Below are 17,224 nucleotides of genomic sequence, written 5' to 3' on the forward strand. Positions count from 1 at the left end.
ACGAGAACGGCGTTTCGCCCTTCTTGTTAAATCCGCCGCAAACGAGTAAAAGAACCAAAGAAACGCCACGCCGGCGCCAAGAGAACGCCTCCCGGACGTGGCCACAAGTCGGCCCGACCGCTACTTTCGGCCGATGCCCGCCCCCGTCACGGCTCGCCACGATGGGACCCATGACGACCCTCGGCGCGCTCCTCATGATCCAGGGCTTCGGCGCCCTCGTCGCGGCCCACGTCTTCGACCGCGACTTCGGCCTGCTCCACCTGGTGTTCGACGGCGGCACGCTGACGGCCGCCGCGATCGTCACCGGCCTGCTCGGGCTCGTGCTCACCGTCGCGGGCGCCGCCCACGGCGACGAATGAGGGCGCCGGCCCGCGAGACCGGCGCCCCGCGCGTCAGGTCAGCGACGAGTACGCCACCACACCGCGCCGCATCGCGTCGACCGCCTTGCCCGCCGTCTGCCTGATCCTGCTGCCCGGCGCCGCCGCGTTCTGGAGCTGCCCCAGCAGGTCCATGAGCTGCTTGACCCACCGGACGAAGTCGCCGGCGGCCAGCTCGTTGCCGTTGACGCCGTCCATCAGCACCGCGTCGAGCGTGTGCCCCTTCGTCCACCGGAACGCCGCCCACGCGAACCCCAGATCCGGCTCGCGCAGCGTCGACAGCCCGTGGTCGGACTCGATGCCCTCCAGCTCCCCCCACAGCCGCAGCATCGCCGTCAGCGCGTCCTGCGCCCGCCCGGCCGGGATCTTCGGCCGGCGCGCGTCGTCGGCCGCCCGTGACTCGAACACCAGCGCCGACACGCACGCCGCGAGCTCCGCCGGGTCCAGCTCCTCCCACAGGCCCTGGCGCAGGCTCTCGGCCGTCAGCAGGTCCAGCTCGGTGTAGAGGCGGCCGAGGCGGCGGCCCTCGTCGGTGACCGTCTCGCCGTCGAGGTAGCCGAGCTGCTCCAGCACCGAGCAGATGCGGTCGAACGTCCGCGAGATGACATGCGAGCGGCCCTCCACCCGCCGGCGCAGCCCTTCGGTCTCGCGCAGCAGCTTGTAGTAGCGCTCGGCCCAGCGGGCGTGGTCCTCGCGCTCGTCGCAGCCGTGGCACGGATGCTGACGGATGCGCCTGCGCAGCTCGTTGATCTCGTCGTCCTCCATCGCGTGGTCACGCACGCGCGGCGGCTTGCCGAGGTCACGGTCGCCGATCTTGGCCAGCAGCGTGGAGACCAGGTTGGCGCGCTCCTTCGGGGAGCGGCCGTTGAAGTTCTTCGGGATGCGCAGCTTCTCCAGCGGCTCGACCGGCACCGGGAAGTCGGCCGGGTCGAGCTTCTTGACCTGCTTGCCGATCGTCAGCACCAGCGGGCTCGGGCCGTGCCCGCGCGGGTTGCGGCCCGGGTCGAGGACGATCGCCAGCCCCGCCCGCCGCCCGCCCGGCACCCGGATCACGTCGCCCGGCTGCAGCGCCTCCAGCGACCGCACCGCCGCCGCCCGCCGGGCCGCGCCGCGCTGCCTGGACAGCTCGGCCTCCCGGTCCGACAGCCGCCGCCGCAGCGCGGCGTACTCGGGGAAGTCGCCCAGGTGGCACGTCATGGCCTCCTGGTAGCCCTCCAGCGCGTCCTCGTGCTTGCGGAGCTGCTTGGCCAGCCCCACCACCGCCCGGTCGGCCTGGAACTGCGCGAACGACTCCTCCAGCAGCGTCCGCGCCCGCTCGCGGCCGAACTGCCCCACCAGGTTGACCGCCATGTTGTACGACGGCTGGAAGCTGGAACGCAGCGGATAGGTCCGCGTGCCGGCCAGCCCCGCCACCGACAGCGGGTCCATGCCCGGCTGCCACAGCACCACGGCGTGGCCCTCGACGTCGATGCCGCGCCGCCCCGCCCGGCCGGTGAGCTGGGTGTACTCGCCCGGCGTCAGGTCGGCGTGCGTCTCGCCGTTCCACTTGTCCAGCTTCTCGATCACGACGCTGCGGGCCGGCATGTTGATGCCCAGCGCCAGCGTCTCCGTCGCGAAGACCGCCTTGACCAGCCCCCGCGTGAACAGCTCCTCCACGACCTCCTTGAAGGCCGGCAGCATGCCCGCGTGGTGGGCGGCGAGCCCGCGCTCCAGGCACTCGCGCCACTCCAGGTAGCCCAGCACCGCGAGGTCCTCGTCGGGCAGGTGGGCGGTGCGCTCGTCGACGAGCTGGCGGATCTCGTGCCGCTCGCGGTCGGTGGTGAGCCTGATGCCCGCGTAGAGGCACTGCTGCACCGCCGCCTGGCAGCCCGCACGGGAGAAGATGAACGTGATCGCCGGCAGCAGCCCCTCGGAGTCGAGCTTCTCGATCACCTGGACCCGGTCCGGCGGCCTGGCCCGCTGCGGCCGGCCGTAGCCCCGGCCCCTCCCCCGGCCCGCCGTCAGCCGCTCGGCGTCCCTGGTCACCCGCATCAGCGTGGGGTTGATGCGCGGCGTCAGGTCGTCGTTGACGAACATGTCGTAGATCCGGTTGCCGATCATCATGTGCTGCCACAGCGGCACCGGGCGGTGCTCGTCGACGATGACCGTGGTGTCACCGCGCACGTCGCCCAGCCACTCGCCGAACTCCTCGGCGTTGCTCACCGTCGCCGACAGCGCCACCAGCCGGACCGACTCCGGCAGGTGGATGATGACCTCCTCCCACACCGCGCCCCTGAACCGGTCGGCCAGGTAGTGGACCTCGTCCATCACCGCGAAGCCGAGCCCGGCCAGCGTGGCCGACCCGGCGTAGAGCATGTTGCGCAGCACCTCGGTGGTCATGACCACGATCGGGGCCTCGCCGTTGACGCTGTTGTCGCCGGTCAGCAGGCCCACCTTGGCGGTGCCGTAGCGCTTGACCAGGTCGTTGTACTTCTGGTTGGACAGCGCCTTGATGGGGGTGGTGTAGAAGCACTTCATGCCCTGCTGCAGGGCCAGGTGGACGGCGAACTCGCCGACGACGGTCTTGCCCGACCCTGTCGGCGCCGCCACCAGGACGCCGTCACCGGCCTCCAGGGCCCGGCAGGCGTCGAGCTGGAAGTCGTCCAGCTCGAAGTCGTAGAGACCTCGGAACGATGTGAGCGCGGCCCCGTCGTCGGCGTGCTTCTGGCGGAAGGCCGCATAACGTTCCGCTGGCGTTGTCATACCCGTCAGCCTACCGAAACCGCCATTCCGGTCCGTCCTTCCGTACGCGGCCGGGCACGGGCGATCCCGGCCCGGCGCCTTTACAAAGTAGATCTCAAGCGAGGACACGCAGCGCGCCCGGCCGGATCTCGCACTCCACGGGCACCGGCCCGACGCGCTCGCCGTCGGCGTAGGCCACCATGCCCGCCGGGTCGGCCACCTCCAGGCGCACCGCCCGCGCCCGGCGCGTCGTCACCGCCGGATGCCCGACGTGCGTGCCCCGGTAGACGCTCGGGAAGACGCGCAGGAACTCGCTCTTCGGCAGGGCCCCGACCATCAGCACGTCGAGCAGCCCGTCGTCGGGCGCGGCGTCGGGGCACACCCGCATGCCGCCGCCGTACGAACGGGTGTTGGCCACCGCCACCATCATGGCCTCCCGCTCGATCACCTCGTCATCGTCGAGGACGAGCCGGAACGGCACGGGCCGGAACGAGCGCAGCTCCTCCACCATGGCCACCACGTAGCGGGCCGACCCGGCCGGCCAGGTGAGCCGGTTGGCCCGCTCGTTGACCCGCGAGTCGAAGCCGCAGCACAGCACCCCGGCGAACAGCTCCTCGGCCCGCCCGGCGCGGACGCGGGCGGCGTCGACCAGCCGCGACTTCATCCGCAGCACGACCCGGGCGGCGGCCATCGGGTCCTTGAACGGCACGCCGAGCGCGGCCGCGATGTCGTTGCCGGTGCCGGCCGGGATGATGCCGAGCGGCACGTCGGTGCCGGCCACGGCCTGCACGGCCAGGTGCACCAGGCCGTCGCCGCCGAAGGCGACGAGCGCGTCGGGGCGCTCGGCGACGGCGGTGCAGGCGCGTTCGAGCGCGTCGGCGGCGTCGGCGCCGACGATCACCGACAGCTCGGCCCCGCCGGCGCGCAGCCGGCGCGCCACGGGTTCGAGCTGGCGCAGGGCCCGGCCGCCGCGGGCGGCCGGGTTGACGAGCAGGGCGAGTTGGGGGGACACGCCCGGAACCTATCGCCTATCGCGCCGAACCGGAATCCTCTGCCGCCTATCGCCCAGCAGGATCCCCGCCGCCCGGCTTGTCACCGCCCGGCTTGTCGTCGGCCGGCTTGTCGTCGGCCGCCACGTCACTGACGGGCTTTTCAGCGTCCGCCACGTCACCGACGGGCTTTTCAGCGTCCGCCAGGTCACCGACGGACTTGTCAGCACCGGCAACCGGCCTGTCAGCGACCGCCGTGTCGGCAACCGGCCTGTCACGGACCGCCGTGTCGGAGACCAGCCTGTCATCGAGGGGCCTGTCATCGAGCGGAGGGTCGTCGAGGGGCCTGTCGTCGTCGGCCAGCGGCGAGGCCTCGTCGTCGGACAGCCCGGCGAACTCGTCCGCCGGCCGCCTGCGCTCGCGGAGGTACATGAACAGCTCGGCGGCGAGGAACAGCAGGATCATCGGCGCCGCGAGCGCCATCATGGTGATGGGGTCGCCGCCCGGCGTGATCACCGCGCCGAAGACGAACATCAGGAAGACGACCAGCCGCCGGTGCTTGGCGATGGCGGCGTGCGAGACCACGCCGATGAGGTTGAGGAAGATCAGCAGCAGCGGCAGCTCGAACGACACCCCGAAGATCATCAACATGATCAGCACGTAGTCGAGGTAGTCGTCGATGGCGATCGTCGCCACCGTGCCGTCCAGCGAGAAGCCCAGCAGGAAGGACAGCGAGGTGTCCATGATGAAGTAGCAGAGCCAGGCGCCGAGGGCGAACAGCGGGATCGCCAGCCCCAGGAACGTCAGCGTGTAGCGCTTCTCGGTGCGGTAGAGCGCCGGGGTGACGAACGCCCAGATCTGGTAGAGCCACGCGGGCGAGGACACCACGAGGCCGACCATCAGCGAGATCTTCAGCGTGATGAAGAACGACGAGAAGATGCCGTTGTAGGTCAGGCTGCACTCACCGGTGAGCTGCCGGGCCTGGGCCGTCTGGCAGTAGGGCTCCTTGAGGATCTCCCACACCGGGCTGGAGACGAGCCAGCCCACGACCAGGCCGACGGCCACGGCGGCGATCGCGATGAGCAGCCGGTTGCGGAGCTCCCGGAGGTGCTCCATCAGCGGCATCCGGCCTTCCGGGTCCCGCGACGGCTTCGGGCCCGACTTCTTCAGCAGCGCCATCTAGTGAGTCCTCGGGGACGAGGGGTCGGATGAAGGGGAAGGCTCAGACGCGCTTGTCGGCCTGCGCCGAGGCACGCAGCCGGGCGGCCTGCTCCTCGAGCTGGCGGGCCTGCTCCTCCACGGACGGCTGCGGCGCCGGCGCGGCGGCCGGGATCTGCTGCGGGGGCGCGGGCTGGGCCTGGGCCTGGGCCTGGACGACGGTCGGACGCTCGTCGTCGTCGTCGTTCATCTTGCTGGTCTCGGCCTTGAAGATGCGCAGGGACCGGCCGACACCACGGGCCAGGTCCGGCAGCTTCTTGGCCCCGAAGAGCAGGACCAATGCCACCAGGATCAGGATGATCTCCGGAGCTCCCAGGTTCATGTGACGTCCTTACAGGTGAGCCGAGTGCTGTCCAAACCCGATCGTACGCTGCCGAGGGCCCTGCCTCATCCCCTGGAGTCCGCTTTCACCCTGAATTGCTGGTTAATTCGAGCAACCTCCCTGTTCAGGGCACGGGCGGCGACGACCACGCGGGCCGTCAGGACCCCCAGAACGGCCAGCCCGGCCGGCACGACGACGGCCGCCGGCATGATCCACGTCATGACCCGTGAGCGTACAGGGCGAGGGCCCGCTCGGCCTCCGCGCGCACGGTCTCGGCCATCCGGGGCGGCGCGACGACCCGGCCGGTGTCGCCGAGCCGCAGCGCGAGCTTGACGATCCAGTCCTCGTCGCGGGCCCGCAGCGCCACCCGCAGCCGGCCCTCCCCCAGCTCGGCGACCTCCTCGCACGGGTAGTACTCGGCCACCCACCGCCCGGCCGCGCTCAGCTCCAGCTCGACCAGCTCGTCCGTGGGCGAGGGCCGGAAGACGCCCCGGGTGACGTCGATCGGCTCGGCCTCGGCGGGCGGGTCGGCGGGCACGTCGAGCACGTCCACGCCGAGCATCCGGTCGAGGCGGAACAGCCGCATCGCCTCGGCCCGGTAGCACCAGCCCTCCAGGTAGGCCCGGCCGTCCACGACCACCACGCGGGTGGGGTCGACCTCGCGTGGCGTGACCTCGTCGCGGCCTGGCACGTAGTAGCGCAGCGACAGCCGCCGCCCGCCGGTCAGCGCCTCGCGGACGCGGGGCAGCGCGTCGGGGGCGGCGTCGACGTCGACGGCGACCTGGCTGCTGACGGTGGCGGCGCCCTCGCCCGCGGCCCGCTCCAGCTTGGCCGTCACCCGCGCGAGCGCGTCGCCGGTCACCCCGCCCGCCTGTCCGCCGCCCGCCTGTTCCCTGGCGGCGGGCAGGGCCAGCTCGGGGGTGGCGGCCAGCATGCGCAGCGCGACCAGCAGGGCGCTGGCCTCGTCGATGCCGAGCCGCAGCGGCCGGGCGATCGTGTCGGCGTTGTCGATGAGGATCTCGCCGCCGTCCCAGGAGACGTCGATGAGGTCGCCCGGGGTGTGGCCGGGCAGCCCGCACATCCACACGAGCTGCAGGTCGTCGATGAGCTGCTTCTCGCTCAGCCCGAACACGGCCGCCACCTCGCCGACCTGCGCCCCGGGATGGGACATCAGGTACGGCACCAGCGCCAGCAGCCGCGGCAGCCGGTCCGCGCTCCCGCTCATGCGTCTTCCCCCCGTCTCACGGCCTGCGCGTTCACGCCATGGCCCCCTTCAGTCTGCGGATGACCGCCTCGCGCGCGTCCGGCGGCTCGACCACCTCGACGTCGCCGCCGAGGCTGGCCATCCAGCCGGCCAGCCGTTCGGGGTCGGAGAAGGTCAGCTCGGCCTCGTCCCAGCCGTCGATGCCGGGGTGGACGGCCCTGGCGAGCTGGCGCACCCCCTCGCACGCCCCCTGGCGCACCCGTACGACGGCGACCCGCTCGTCCGTCGTCTCGTCGGGGAAGCCGACCATGGCCCGCAGGTCGACGCCGTCCGGCACGCGGACCGCCCCGGGCCTGCCGACGTGCGCGACCTGGCCGGCGATGCGGCTGAGCCGGAAGGCGCGCGGCGCCTGCCGGTCGCGGTCGAACCCGGCGAGGTACCAGCGGCCGCGCCGGCTCACCACGCCCCACGGCTCGACCGTGCGGGCGCGTACGGTCTCGCTGCCGGCGCCGCGGTAGTCGAAGCGCACCACGCGCCGGTCGCGCACGGCCTCCCACAGCGCGGGGAAGGCCGGGTCGCGGGTGTCGACGCGCAGCTCCAGCGCGCCCGTGCCGACCGGCTGGTCGGTGGCGACGCCGCCGGCGCGCAGCTTGAGCAGCGCGCCCGAGGCGGCCTCGGCCAGGCTGGCCCGCTGCCACACCTGCGCGGCCAGGCCGAGCACGGCGGCCTCGTCGGGCTCCAGGGTGATCTCCGGCAGCTCGTACGACTCCCGCTGGATGCGGTAGCCCGGCTCGTCCTCCCACGGGTCGCGGACGACGTCGATGGGGATGCCGATCTCGCGCAGCTCGTTCTTGTCCCGCTCGAACATGCGCTGGAACGCCTCGTCGCCGTCCCGGTCGTAGCCGGGCACCGCCTGGCGGATCTGCTCGGCCGACAGCGGGCGCCGGGTGGCGAGCAGGCAGATGACGAGATTGAGCAGCCGTTCCGTCTTCCGGCGCGACATCTGCCTCATTCCTCCTTCATCGACGCTACCCTGCCCCCGTGATCAGATGGCGCAGGGGCGAGGTCGTACGGATCCGACGCGAGTGGCCGGGAGCGGTGGAGCTGGACGTCGCCGTCCCCGAGGGGGAGTGCCGGGCGCTTGCGTACCCCCCGCTGGTGGGGCGCCCGGAACCCGGCGACGACGTGCTGCTCAACACGACCGCGCTCGCGATGGGTCTCGGTACGGGAGGTTACGCCATGGTGGTGGCCGTCCCGAACCGTTTGCCGGAAGATCCTCAGGGGCCGGGGCACCTGGTGAAGGCCCGGTACACGCCGTTGCAGGCCACGGTGCAGGGCGCGGACGAGCAGGACTCGCCCCACCACGAGGTCCTGCGCGAGGCCGACTCCCTGGACGGGATGCCCGTCGTGGTGGCCGACCTGCACTCGGCGCTCGCGCCGATCCTCGCCGGCCTGTACGAGGCCGCGCCGGGCACCCGGGTCGCGTACGTGATGCAGGACGGCGGCGCGCTGCCCGCGTGGTTCTCGATGACGGCGGCGCGGCTGCGCGAGTGCGGCTGGCTGGCGGGCGTGGTGACGGCGGGGCAGGCGTTCGGCGGCGACCTGGAGGCGGTGACCGTGCACACGGCGCTGCTGGCGGCCCGGCACGTGCTGGAGGCCGACGTGGCGATCGTCGCGCAGGGCCCCGGCAACCTGGGCTCGGGCACCCGGTGGGGCTTTTCCGGCGTGCAGGCGGGCGAGGCGGTCAACGCGGCCGGGGTGCTGCGGGGGCGGCCGGTGGCGGCGCTGCGGGTCAGCGAGGGCGACCGGCGCGAGCGGCATCTCGGCGTGTCGCACCACTCGCTGACCGCGTTCGGGCGGGTGGCGTTGTGCCCGGCCGACGTTCCCGTGCCCGACCTGCCGGGCGAGTTCGGGGCGCGGGTGCGCGACCAGGCCGAGCTGCTGGCGGTGCGGCACCGCCTGGTGCCGGTGCCGGTGGACGGCCTGCACGAGGCGCTGCGGGCGGCCCCGGTCCGGCTCTCGACGATGGGCCGGGGCCTGGAGGAGGACCTGGCCTACTTCCTGGCCTCGGCGGCGGCGGGCAGGTTCGCGGCCTCGCTGCTGTCGTAGGCGTCCTTGTAGGTGAACGCCTCCGGGCTCGGCCCTTCGGTCTTGAGGCGTTCGAGCCGCTCCATGGCCTCGGCCAGCGTCGGGATGGTGCCCTCGGGGACCCACCACATCACCATCGTCGGCTCCGCCATGCGCTGGAACCACTCCCTGCGCCGGCGCAGCACGTCCAGGTGCGGGGAGCGGTAGACGTAGTTCCAGAGCGACTCCAGCGACTCCCACACCGAGAAGTTGACGAGCAGGTAGTCGCCGTAGTCGTGGCGGACGGTCGCGGTGGGGTCGCTCTCGCTCTCCTTCAGCCGCCAGACGAACCCGGGGGCGGCGTCGGCAACGGCGTTGATCGGTTCGAGCAGTGCGACGAACTCGGCGAGCTCGGCGGAGTCGATGGGCGCGCGCAGATGGGCGAGGTTGAGCTGGGCGAGATGCATGACGCTCAGCACATCACCCCCCGGCGTTCTATGTCAATCTCCATTTGTTTTAGAAAGGGCGACGCAGCACTCCCCCGGCCGCGGATCGAGCCGCGCCCGCCCCGGGTCCTCGCCCAGCCCACGCAGCAGCCCCTGGCACAGCGCCAGGTTCATCGAGCACACCAGCAGCGGCTCCTCCACGGCCAGCACGTGGAACGGGCAGTTGCGCAGCCGCAGCAGCCCGCCCTCCTCGTACGGCTCGTAGCCCCGCTCCCCCAGCACCCGCTCCACCGGCTCGCCCGCGTGCCGCGCCCCGATGCGCTCACCCGCGCCGCGCGCCGCCTGCTCCGCCTGCTCCTCGGCGCCCAGCAGGTCGACCACGCCGGCCAGGACCGAGGCGAGCGTGACGTAGTCGCGCGGCGGCAGGCTCACCGAGCGCTCGCCCCTCGCCCTGCGGTAGACCTTGGCCGGCCGCCCGCTGCCCGGCCCCTTCTTCGCCGGCGCGCGGAACCCGCTCTCCAGCAGCCCGGCCTCGACCAGCTTGTCGAGGTGGTGGCCGGCGAGCGTCCGCGACACCCCGGCCGCCTCGGCGGCCTCCCCCCGGCCGACGTCGCCGCCGCCGGCCGCGACGGCCTCGTAGAGGCTGCGGCGTACCGGGTCGTTCAGCAGGGCCAGCGCGTCGAGGTCGTCGGTGCTCACAGGCGGGAGTCTATGTGCGCGGCCCCGCTCAATAGACGGCCAGCACGTCCACGACGAAGACGAGGGTGTCGTCGCCCTTGATCCCGTACGCGGGGAAGCCCGGAGCGCCGTACCCGTAGGCGGGCGGGACGACCATCAGCACCCGGCTGCCGGCCGGAACGCCGGTCAGGGCCTGCTCCCACGCCCTGATGAGGCCGCCGTCGCCGAGCTTGAACGCCTTCGGCAGGCCGCTCGTCCACGTGGTGTCGAAGACGCGGCGGCTGCCCCAGACCGCGCCCGCGTACTGGGCGACGACGAGACGGCCCGGCCGCGCCCTGGGGCCTGAGCCGCGTTCGACCACCGTGGACGCGAACCGGGCGGGCGGAGCGCCCGCGGGCACCCGCAGCGCCGGGCGCGCGCCGCCGCTCACGCGCACGCCCGCCAGCGTGCCCGCGCGGCCCTCGACCGAGGCGCCCTTGTGGTGGGCGCCGAGGATGTCCACGACGTAGAACAGCTCGTCGGAGGGGCTCACGCCGCGCGGCGGGTTGGGGCCGAAGCCGTCGCCGGGCGGGACGGCGGCGATGACCCTGCTGCCGACCGTACGCCCCTCCAGGGCCCGGTCCAGGCCCGGCAGCAGGCCACCCACGGGGAACGCGGCAGGGGCGCCACGGGTGAAGCTGGAGTCGACCAGGCGGTTGCGGCCGCCGTCCCAGACGTGGGCGGTGTACTGCACGACCGCCACGTCGTCCGGCTCCAGGCGGGCGCCCTTGCCCGTGGTCAGCTCGTCCACCTGCAGGCCGGGCGCGGGCCTGCCCTCGGGGAAGTCGACGGTGGGCCGCGCGCCGAACGCCCCCGCCACCTTCAGCTCCAGCCCCTCGGCGGGCGCCGCGCTGCAGCCCGCCAGCACCGCCCCTACGAGCACCGCCCTCAGCACCCGCACGAACACCGCCCCAGGCCCCGGCGAAACCACCGGCCCTGTCACCGGCCCTGTCACCGGCCCTGTCACCGGCATGGGCTTCCGCGCGGCTTTCGGCGCGATGGCATGGCGGAGCATCGGGCCCTCCCTACGCGGCGAGCCCCGGGGGTGTCCCCGGGGCTCGCGATGCTACCGCGCCGGCCCGCCACAAACCCCGCCGAATCCGCAAATCGCGGACACCGGGGCCGAACGGCTCAGTAGGCGCCCAGGACGTCCACGACGAACACCAGCGTGCTGTTGGCCGGGATGTTCGGCTGCTCCTGGTCGCCATAGCCCAGGGACGGCGGGATGCTCATGACGACCCGGCTGCCGACCGGCACCCCGGCGAGCCCCTGCTGCCAGCCCTGGATGACCCCGCTCAGCGGGAACTCGGCCGCCTCGCCCCGCTCCCAGCTCGAGTCGAACTGCTTGTCGGTGCCCCAGATCTTGCCCGTGTAGTGGACGGTGAGCGTCTGGTTGGGCTGCACCTTCGCGCCGGTCCCCTCGATCACCGTCTTGACGACCAGCTCGCCCGGGGGCTTCTCGCCGGTCTTCGTGGTGAGCGTCGGCGCCTTCTCGCCGCCCGGGTTGTCGACCTTGACGCCCTTGATGGACTGCCCGGTCTCCTTGCCGGTGGCGGCCTTCAGCGCGGGCGGCTGCGTGCCGACCACGTCGAAGACGAACACCTTGGTCGGCTCGGCCGGCGCGCTCTGCTGCTGCTGCTGTTGCTGGGGAACCGAGTCGTTCGCCAGCACGGCCAGCAGCCGGCCGCCGTGCTTGACCTTGGTGAAGCCCTCCTGCAGCACCTGCGGGAGCTGCTCGTTGACCGAGATGGTCTCGGGGGCCTTGGTGTCGTACGACGAGCCCTGGGCGGCGTTGGTCTTGCCGTCCCAGTCCCAGACGGTCAGGTTGACGATGACCTTGTCACCGGTCTTGATCTCGGTGCCGCTGCCCGGCTGGATCACCTCGTAGGACGACTTGGTGGCCGGCGTGCCGGACGGGAAGGTCAGCGTGGGCTTGGCGCCGAGATCCCCGGCGACCTTGACCCCGGCGGACCCGCCGGAGGCGGCGCCGGTGGCGCCGCCGTCGGAGCCGCATCCCGCGGCGAAGAAGATCAGCGGCATCGCTGTCAGAACGGCCAGAACGCGGCGCATGCGTTTCCCTCGGAAAAGACGTCAGATTCGCGTCACCCTACCCGAAGCTCGGGTAGGCCCGAGGTAAACGCACCGCGCGCGTCCCGCCCGCCCGGCGGCTCACATGCCGGCGATCAGCTTGTCCACCCGCTCGTCCACGCTGCGGAACGGGTCCTTGCACAGCACGGTGCGCTGCGCCTGGTCGTTGAGCTTCAGGTGCACCCAGTCGACGGTGAAGTCGCGCCGCTTCTCCTGCGCCTTGCGGATGAACTCGCCCCGCAGCCGCGCCCGCGTGGTCTGCGGCGGCACCGACTTGGCCTCGAAGATCTTCAGGTCGGACGCGACCCGCTCCACCGAGCCGCGCTTCTGCAGCAGGTAGTAGAGGCCGCGCTTGCGGTGCACGTCGTGGTAGGCGAGGTCGAGCTGCGCCACCCGGGGCGAGGAGAGCGGCAGGTCGTACTTCTTCCGGTAGCGCTCGATGAGCTGGTATTTCGTCACCCAGTCGATCTCGCGCGAGACCAGGTCGAGGTCGCCGGTCTCGACCGCGCGCAGCGTGCGCTCCCACAGCTCCAGTACGCGGTGGGCGATGGCGTCGCCGCCGCGCCGGTCCACGAAGTCCTTCGCCTTGGACAGGTATTCCTGCTGGATCTCCAGGCTCGACGCCTCGCGCCCGTTGGCCAGGCGCACCCGCCGCCGCCCGGTCATGTCGTGGGAGACCTCGCGGATGGCCCTGATCGGGTTCTCCAGCGACAGGTCGCGCATCACCGTGCCGGACTCGATCATGCGCAGCACCAGGTCGGTGGCGCCGACCTTGAGGAGCATCGTGGTCTCGCTCATGTTGGAGTCGCCGACGATGACGTGCAGGCGGCGGAAGCGCTCGGCGTCGGCGTGCGGCTCGTCACGGGTGTTGATGATGGGCCGCGACCGGGTGGTGGCGCTGGAGACGCCCTCCCAGATGTGCTCGGCCCGCTGCGAGACGCAGTAGACCGCCCCCCGCGGCGTCTGCAGCACCTTCCCGGCCCCGCAGACGATCTGCCGCGTCACGAGGAAGGGGATCAGCACGTCGGCCAGGCGGCCGAACTCCCCGTGCCGGCCGACGAGGTAGTTCTCGTGGCAGCCGTAGGAGTTGCCCGCCGAGTCGGTGTTGTTCTTGAACAGGTAGATGTCGCCGGCGATGCCCTCCTCGCGCAGCCGCTTCTCGGCGTCGACGAGGAGACCTTCCAGGATGCGCTCGCCCGCCTTGTCGTGGGTGACGAGCTCGATGACGTTGTCACACTCGGGTGTTGCGTATTCAGGATGGCTGCCCACGTCGAGGTAGAGGCGGGCGCCGTTGCGGAGGAAGACGTTGCTCGATCGGCCCCAGGACACGACTCGCCGGAACAGGTAGCGCGCGACCTCGTCAGGGGACAGCCTGCGCTGCCCCCTGAACGTGCAGGTCACGCCGTACTCGTTCTCCAGCCCGAAGATGCGACGATCCATCACCTCACACTATGCCCATGGATCGGCGATCGGGAGAGATCGTGCCGGGTGTTTTCGGTGGCCGTCCCATTTGAGGCGTTTCGTCCTCGCCGTGCCCTGCCGTGCCCGCCCCTGAAGAGCACGGCGGCGCACTCACGGGACGTAGATCTCCTGGACCTTGACGATCTTGCCCCGGTAGACCGTGATGAGGGACGGCTGACGCTGCTTGCCGTGCCGCTTGACCAGCACCGACGCTGGGCAGCGCTTGGCGCCCAGGCCGGTCTTCCTGCTCACCGTGAGCGAACCGGCCGACTGCTTGCAGCCGTACGCCGACAGGAACACCACGTTCTTCGCGATCGGCGAGGCGTAGGCCATCGCGTCGCCCTCGCGCGGGCCCACGAAGTAGCCCATTGTGTGCTTGTCCCGTTTCCACCTGATCGGCTGGTACTCGGCCACGCCGCCGCTCACGTGGGTGATCCAGCCGCGCAGGATCCCGTCGTGACGGGGGCTGATGCGCTTGGTGAAGTCGTGCTTCGGGTCGGGCTGGAAGGTGGTGCCGAAGATCTTCGGCGCCTTGAAGCGGGGGTAGGCGGCGGTCTCGGCCTGAACGGCGCCGCCGGACGCCACCAGCGCCGCGGCGGCCACGCCGCCGGCGAGGAGGGTGCGCAACGAAGTGTTCACGGACCTTGAGACCCTCGCCACGCACCTCCGGTTCGCGCCCGGCCCAGTGATCCAGCTCACACTGTGCCGGCCGGCTGGCGACCGGCGGGCGCTCCTCGCCACACCAGCGCGCGGCCGGACAGCATGAAACGGCGGGGCCGCGTGATGAAACGGCGGGGCCGCGTGGACGGCGGCCCCGCCGGGAGACAGGCGCGTGAATTACAGGGGCGAGGAGCCGTCGTCCACCGGGCCTTCGGGGCCCGTGGGCGGCGGGGTGTCCCCGGACGAACCGGCGGAGCCCTTCGACGGCGGCTCGGACGACGGCCCCGAAGACGACTCCGGCGACGACTCCGATGACGACTCGGACGACGGGGGCGGCGAGGCGGGCGGCTGGCTCGTCTGGGCCAGCAGGCGCTCCAGCCGGGCCCCCGTCAGCCGCAGGAACTTGCGGTGCTCACGGTTGCGGTCGAGCACCGCCACCTCGAGCTGGGCCACCGGCGGCCGCTCCCCGCCCGGCTCGGTCAGCGCTGTCAGCGCCACCTCCAGCGCGTCGGCCAGCGACATCGACTCGCGGTAGCGCTCCTTCAGCCGCCCCGCGACCGCCTCGGCCTGCCCGCCCATGGCGGCGAAACCGTGCTCGTCGAAGACCGACCCGTCGAAGGTGAGCCGGTAGATGGCGTCGCCGTCCTTGGTCTCGCCGACCTCGGCGACCACGACCTCCACCTCCAGCGACTTGATCGACTCGGTGAAGATGCGCCCCAGGTTGGAGGCGTAGAGGTTGGCCAGGCCGCGGCCGGTCACGTCGGAACGGTCGTAGGTGTAGCCGTTGATGTCGGCGTAGCGGATGCCGCCGAGCCGCAGCTCCTCGAACTCGTTGTAGCGGCCCACGGCCGCGAACCCGATGCGGTCGTAGATCTCGCTGATCTTGTGCAGCGCCCGCGACGGGTTGGGCGCGACGAACAGGATGCCGTCGACGTACTGGAGCACGACGACCGACCGGCCCCGCGCGATGCCCTTGCGCGCGTAGTCGGCCTTGTCCCGCATGATCTGCTCAGGGGACGCATATCCAAAAGGCATGGACACGGGCAGGTGGTCCTTTCTAGCGCAGCGGGGCGATGGGGCCGTCGGGCGAGATCATCCGGGCTTCGAGCATCTGGTCGACGTAGCCGGCGACCTGCTCGTCGGTGAGGCGGCGGAAGCCGTCGGCGTCGATGACCCCCACGACCGGCCAGATCTTCCTGGTCACGTCGGGGCCGCCGGTCGCCGAGTCGTCGTCGGCCGCGTCGTAGAGCGCCTGGATGAGCGTCATCGCCATGTCGTCGGCCGACGCGCCGTCGCGGTAGAGCTTCTTCAACGACCCGCGGGCGAAGATCGAGCCGGAACCGATCGCGTCGAACCGCTCCCGCTCGTAGGGGCCGCCCGCCACGTCATAGCTGAAGATGCGGCCCTCGTCCTTGTCGGCGTCATAGGCGGCGAACAGCGGCACCACCACCAGCCCCTGCATCGCCATGCCGAGATTGCCCCTGATCATGGTCGCCAGCCGGTTGGCCTTGCCCGCCACGGACATCGTGCGGCCTTCGAGCTTCTCGTAGTGCTCCAGCTCGACCCGGAACAGCCGGGCGAACTCGATGCCGGTGCTCGCCGTGCCCGCGATGCCCATGCAGGAGTAGTCGTCGGTCCTGAACACCTTCTGCACGTCACGCTGCGAGATCACGTTGCCCGACGTCGCCCGCCGGTCGCCCGCCATGATCACTCCGCCCGCGAAGGTCGCGGCGACGATCGTGGTCGCGTGCGGAACCTGGTCGCCGATCGGGGTGGCCAGAACCTCATCCCGCCGTGGCAGCAATTCCGGCGCGTACGAGCTGACAAACTCTGTGAACGAGGAGCTCCCAGAGTTCTGGAAAAGCCGATTCACCAAGCCGACGGGCAGATCCCTGTGCGATGCCACGCGACTCCCTCCCAAACGTCATGTCCCTAGGGCGACCCTACTGTTGTTGCGTTGCTGTCCGCACTTCCCACGATCAGCTCACGGCGAACCCTCCCCCACCGCGGCCAACCTACCCCTGCGCGAGGCGATCATTGTCCGGATCGTTTCCTTACGGCCGTCACCGCAAGGCGCCGGCCCGCTCGCCGACTCCGGCCCGACGTCAGGAGGCTGGGGGGTCGGGACAAGCGCTTCACCCGGTTCGCAGCGGGCCGCGACGCCGGCCCCCTCACCGGCAGGAACCCCGTCCGGGCTCCCGCCACCGGCCCGCCCGCCCTGAGGGACCGTGACCAGGTCGCCGGGCGCGGGCAACTCCTCGCCCCACGCCCTGGCCCCGGCACCCACAGCGAGGACAGCGGCAACACGCCCGAGGGCCGCAGCATGCGCGCAGTGGCGGGCGTGGCAGTGACGGGCGTGGCAGTGACGCGATGGCAGTGACGTGCGTGATGGCAGTGGCAGGCGTCGTTGAGTGGCGTGCGCGTGTTTCTGGCCCCAGCGAGGCTCCTGGCCGCCTTTGGTACTGCCGGCTCCATGTGATTGGCATTCATGCGGCCGACATCCCATGTGCCCGGCACCCACGGGGCCGGTATTCGTACGGCCGGCATCCACGCGGCCGGTCTTCGTACGGCTGGCATTCGTGCGGCTGGTTGCGGTCGCCGCGTCGCCGGCCATCAAGCGGGGGTGGGTGGGCCCGTGTCAGCGTGCGTGCCGGGAGCGAAGGTGAGGTGCCGGTCATCTGCCCGATGTTCAGGGCATGTCGGGGGCGGGGTGGTGCCGGTCATCGCCTGCCAGGCGGGGCTTCGGGAGGCGGGGCCGGGCCCTCTCCCCCGGCTCCGGCGGGATTCATGGCTCCGGCCGGAGGACTTCCCCGTTCGTGTGTCCGTCTCCTGAAGGTGCTTGCCGCCGGGGCGGCGCCGAGGGCGACGGCGCAGGGCCCGCCCTGGCGGGCGAGCGCGCGCTCGACGTCGTCCTCGGTCGTGCCGTGACTCTCGATCGTGATGGTGGCGTGCCG

17 protein-coding genes are annotated in these 17,224 nt (G+C 72.0%); 2 read left to right on the forward strand and 15 right to left on the reverse strand.

Annotation, left to right across the window (positions count from 1 at the left end; all coding sequences use genetic code 11):
- Positions 1 to 170: 170 nt before the first annotated feature.
- Positions 171 to 359 carry a hypothetical protein gene (locus Nocox_RS26080; RefSeq protein WP_020547613.1) on the forward strand — a complete coding sequence of 63 codons (189 nt, stop codon included), beginning with the start codon at positions 171 to 173 and terminating at the stop codon, positions 357 to 359.
- Positions 360 to 392: 33 nt separating this feature from the next.
- Here Nocox_RS26080 and Nocox_RS26085 read toward each other — a convergent pair whose 3' ends face one another.
- The 7 genes from Nocox_RS26085 to Nocox_RS26115 all read right to left on the reverse strand — a co-directional run bounded on the left by Nocox_RS26085 (position 393) and on the right by Nocox_RS26115 (position 7,834).
- On the reverse strand, positions 393 to 3,119 hold the full coding sequence (locus Nocox_RS26085; protein ID WP_020547612.1) for a DEAD/DEAH box helicase: 2,727 nt from the start codon (positions 3,117 to 3,119) through the stop codon (positions 393 to 395).
- Between the two features lie 94 nt (positions 3,120 to 3,213).
- Entirely contained in the window at positions 3,214 to 4,110 is an 897-nt protein-coding gene (locus tag Nocox_RS26090) for a diacylglycerol kinase (protein ID WP_020547611.1), read from the reverse strand.
- A gap of 46 nt (positions 4,111 to 4,156) precedes the next feature.
- Positions 4,157 to 5,266, reverse strand: a complete 1,110-nt coding sequence (tatC, locus tag Nocox_RS26095; RefSeq protein WP_020547610.1) for a twin-arginine translocase subunit TatC — start codon at positions 5,264 to 5,266, stop codon at positions 4,157 to 4,159.
- A 43-nt stretch (positions 5,267 to 5,309) separates the two neighbouring features.
- The gene (gene tatA / locus Nocox_RS26100) at positions 5,310 to 5,627 is read right to left on the reverse strand and encodes a Sec-independent protein translocase subunit TatA (RefSeq protein ID WP_020547609.1); all 318 of its coding nucleotides are present in this window, start codon (positions 5,625 to 5,627) and stop codon (positions 5,310 to 5,312) included.
- A gap of 65 nt (positions 5,628 to 5,692) precedes the next feature.
- Positions 5,693 to 5,848, reverse strand: a complete 156-nt coding sequence (locus Nocox_RS26105) for a hypothetical protein (RefSeq protein WP_020547608.1) — start codon at positions 5,846 to 5,848, stop codon at positions 5,693 to 5,695.
- On the reverse strand, positions 5,845 to 6,852 hold the full coding sequence (locus Nocox_RS26110) for a helix-turn-helix transcriptional regulator (protein ID WP_020547607.1): 1,008 nt from the start codon (positions 6,850 to 6,852) through the stop codon (positions 5,845 to 5,847). Before Nocox_RS26110 ends, Nocox_RS26105 begins: the two co-directional genes overlap by 4 nt.
- Before the next feature lie 31 nt (positions 6,853 to 6,883).
- Positions 6,884 to 7,834, reverse strand: coding sequence for a helix-turn-helix transcriptional regulator (locus Nocox_RS26115; RefSeq protein ID WP_026215251.1), 951 nt, complete (start codon positions 7,832 to 7,834; stop codon positions 6,884 to 6,886).
- 38 nt (positions 7,835 to 7,872) lie between these two features.
- Between Nocox_RS26115 and Nocox_RS26120 the strand changes: the two genes are divergently transcribed.
- The gene (locus Nocox_RS26120) at positions 7,873 to 8,940 is read left to right on the forward strand and encodes a DUF3866 family protein (protein ID WP_084685975.1); all 1,068 of its coding nucleotides are present in this window, start codon (positions 7,873 to 7,875) and stop codon (positions 8,938 to 8,940) included.
- Here the strand turns inward: Nocox_RS26120 and Nocox_RS26125 are convergent.
- The 8 genes from Nocox_RS26125 to prcB all read right to left on the reverse strand — a co-directional run bounded on the left by Nocox_RS26125 (position 8,886) and on the right by prcB (position 16,176).
- Complete coding sequence (locus Nocox_RS26125; RefSeq protein WP_033411493.1) at positions 8,886 to 9,365, reverse strand: DUF3291 domain-containing protein; 480 nt, start codon at positions 9,363 to 9,365, stop codon at positions 8,886 to 8,888. The genes Nocox_RS26120 and Nocox_RS26125 overlap by 55 nt on opposite strands.
- 33 nt (positions 9,366 to 9,398) lie before the next feature.
- A complete protein-coding gene (locus tag Nocox_RS26130; RefSeq protein WP_020547603.1) occupies positions 9,399 to 10,043 on the reverse strand; it encodes a helix-turn-helix transcriptional regulator in 645 nt (214 codons plus the stop codon).
- 28 nt (positions 10,044 to 10,071) lie between these two features.
- Positions 10,072 to 10,962: an FKBP-type peptidyl-prolyl cis-trans isomerase gene (locus tag Nocox_RS26135; protein ID WP_169577098.1), complete on the reverse strand. Its 891-nt coding sequence runs from the start codon at positions 10,960 to 10,962 to the stop codon at positions 10,072 to 10,074.
- Positions 10,963 to 11,192: 230 nt separating this feature from the next.
- A complete protein-coding gene (locus Nocox_RS26140; RefSeq protein ID WP_084685973.1) occupies positions 11,193 to 12,131 on the reverse strand; it encodes an FKBP-type peptidyl-prolyl cis-trans isomerase in 939 nt (312 codons plus the stop codon).
- 99 nt (positions 12,132 to 12,230) lie between these two features.
- Positions 12,231 to 13,589, reverse strand: a complete 1,359-nt coding sequence (pafA, locus tag Nocox_RS26145) for a Pup--protein ligase (RefSeq protein WP_020547600.1) — start codon at positions 13,587 to 13,589, stop codon at positions 12,231 to 12,233.
- Positions 13,590 to 13,721: 132 nt separating this feature from the next.
- Entirely contained in the window at positions 13,722 to 14,249 is a 528-nt protein-coding gene (locus Nocox_RS26150; protein ID WP_157383502.1) for a hypothetical protein, read from the reverse strand.
- Positions 14,250 to 14,447: 198 nt separating this feature from the next.
- Positions 14,448 to 15,305 (reverse strand): proteasome subunit alpha, encoded by an 858-nt coding sequence (prcA, locus tag Nocox_RS26155; protein ID WP_051112801.1) that lies wholly within the window; start codon positions 15,303 to 15,305, stop codon positions 14,448 to 14,450.
- Between the two features lie 22 nt (positions 15,306 to 15,327).
- Complete coding sequence (gene prcB, locus Nocox_RS26160; RefSeq protein ID WP_051112791.1) at positions 15,328 to 16,176, reverse strand: proteasome subunit beta; 849 nt, start codon at positions 16,174 to 16,176, stop codon at positions 15,328 to 15,330.
- Positions 16,177 to 17,224 lie beyond the last annotated feature (1,048 nt).

Origin of the sequence: Nonomuraea coxensis DSM 45129, from assembly GCF_019397265.1 — a bacterium.
GTDB classification, from domain to species: Bacteria; Actinomycetota; Actinomycetes; order Streptosporangiales; family Streptosporangiaceae; genus Nonomuraea; species Nonomuraea coxensis.

What these genes read in the sequence shown, in the direction of transcription:
- Nocox_RS26080 (WP_020547613.1), top strand. Translation starts at nt 171, where the DNA reads ATGACGACCCTCGGCGCGCTCCTCATGATCCAGGGCTTCGGCGCCCTC.
- Nocox_RS26085 (WP_020547612.1), bottom strand. Translation starts at nt 3,119, where the DNA reads ATGACAACGCCAGCGGAACGTTATGCGGCCTTCCGCCAGAAGCACGCC.
- tatC (WP_020547610.1), bottom strand. Translation starts at nt 5,266, where the DNA reads ATGGCGCTGCTGAAGAAGTCGGGCCCGAAGCCGTCGCGGGACCCGGAA.
- tatA (WP_020547609.1), bottom strand. Translation starts at nt 5,627, where the DNA reads ATGAACCTGGGAGCTCCGGAGATCATCCTGATCCTGGTGGCATTGGTC.
- Nocox_RS26105 (WP_020547608.1), bottom strand. Translation starts at nt 5,848, where the DNA reads ATGACGTGGATCATGCCGGCGGCCGTCGTCGTGCCGGCCGGGCTGGCC.
- Nocox_RS26110 (WP_020547607.1), bottom strand. Translation starts at nt 6,852, where the DNA reads ATGAGCGGGAGCGCGGACCGGCTGCCGCGGCTGCTGGCGCTGGTGCCG.
- Nocox_RS26115 (WP_026215251.1), bottom strand. Translation starts at nt 7,834, where the DNA reads ATGTCGCGCCGGAAGACGGAACGGCTGCTCAATCTCGTCATCTGCCTG.
- Nocox_RS26125 (WP_033411493.1), bottom strand. Translation starts at nt 9,365, where the DNA reads ATGCATCTCGCCCAGCTCAACCTCGCCCATCTGCGCGCGCCCATCGAC.
- Nocox_RS26140 (WP_084685973.1), bottom strand. Translation starts at nt 12,131, where the DNA reads ATGCGCCGCGTTCTGGCCGTTCTGACAGCGATGCCGCTGATCTTCTTC.
- pafA (WP_020547600.1), bottom strand. Translation starts at nt 13,589, where the DNA reads ATGGATCGTCGCATCTTCGGGCTGGAGAACGAGTACGGCGTGACCTGC.
- prcA (WP_051112801.1), bottom strand. Translation starts at nt 15,305, where the DNA reads ATGCCTTTTGGATATGCGTCCCCTGAGCAGATCATGCGGGACAAGGCC.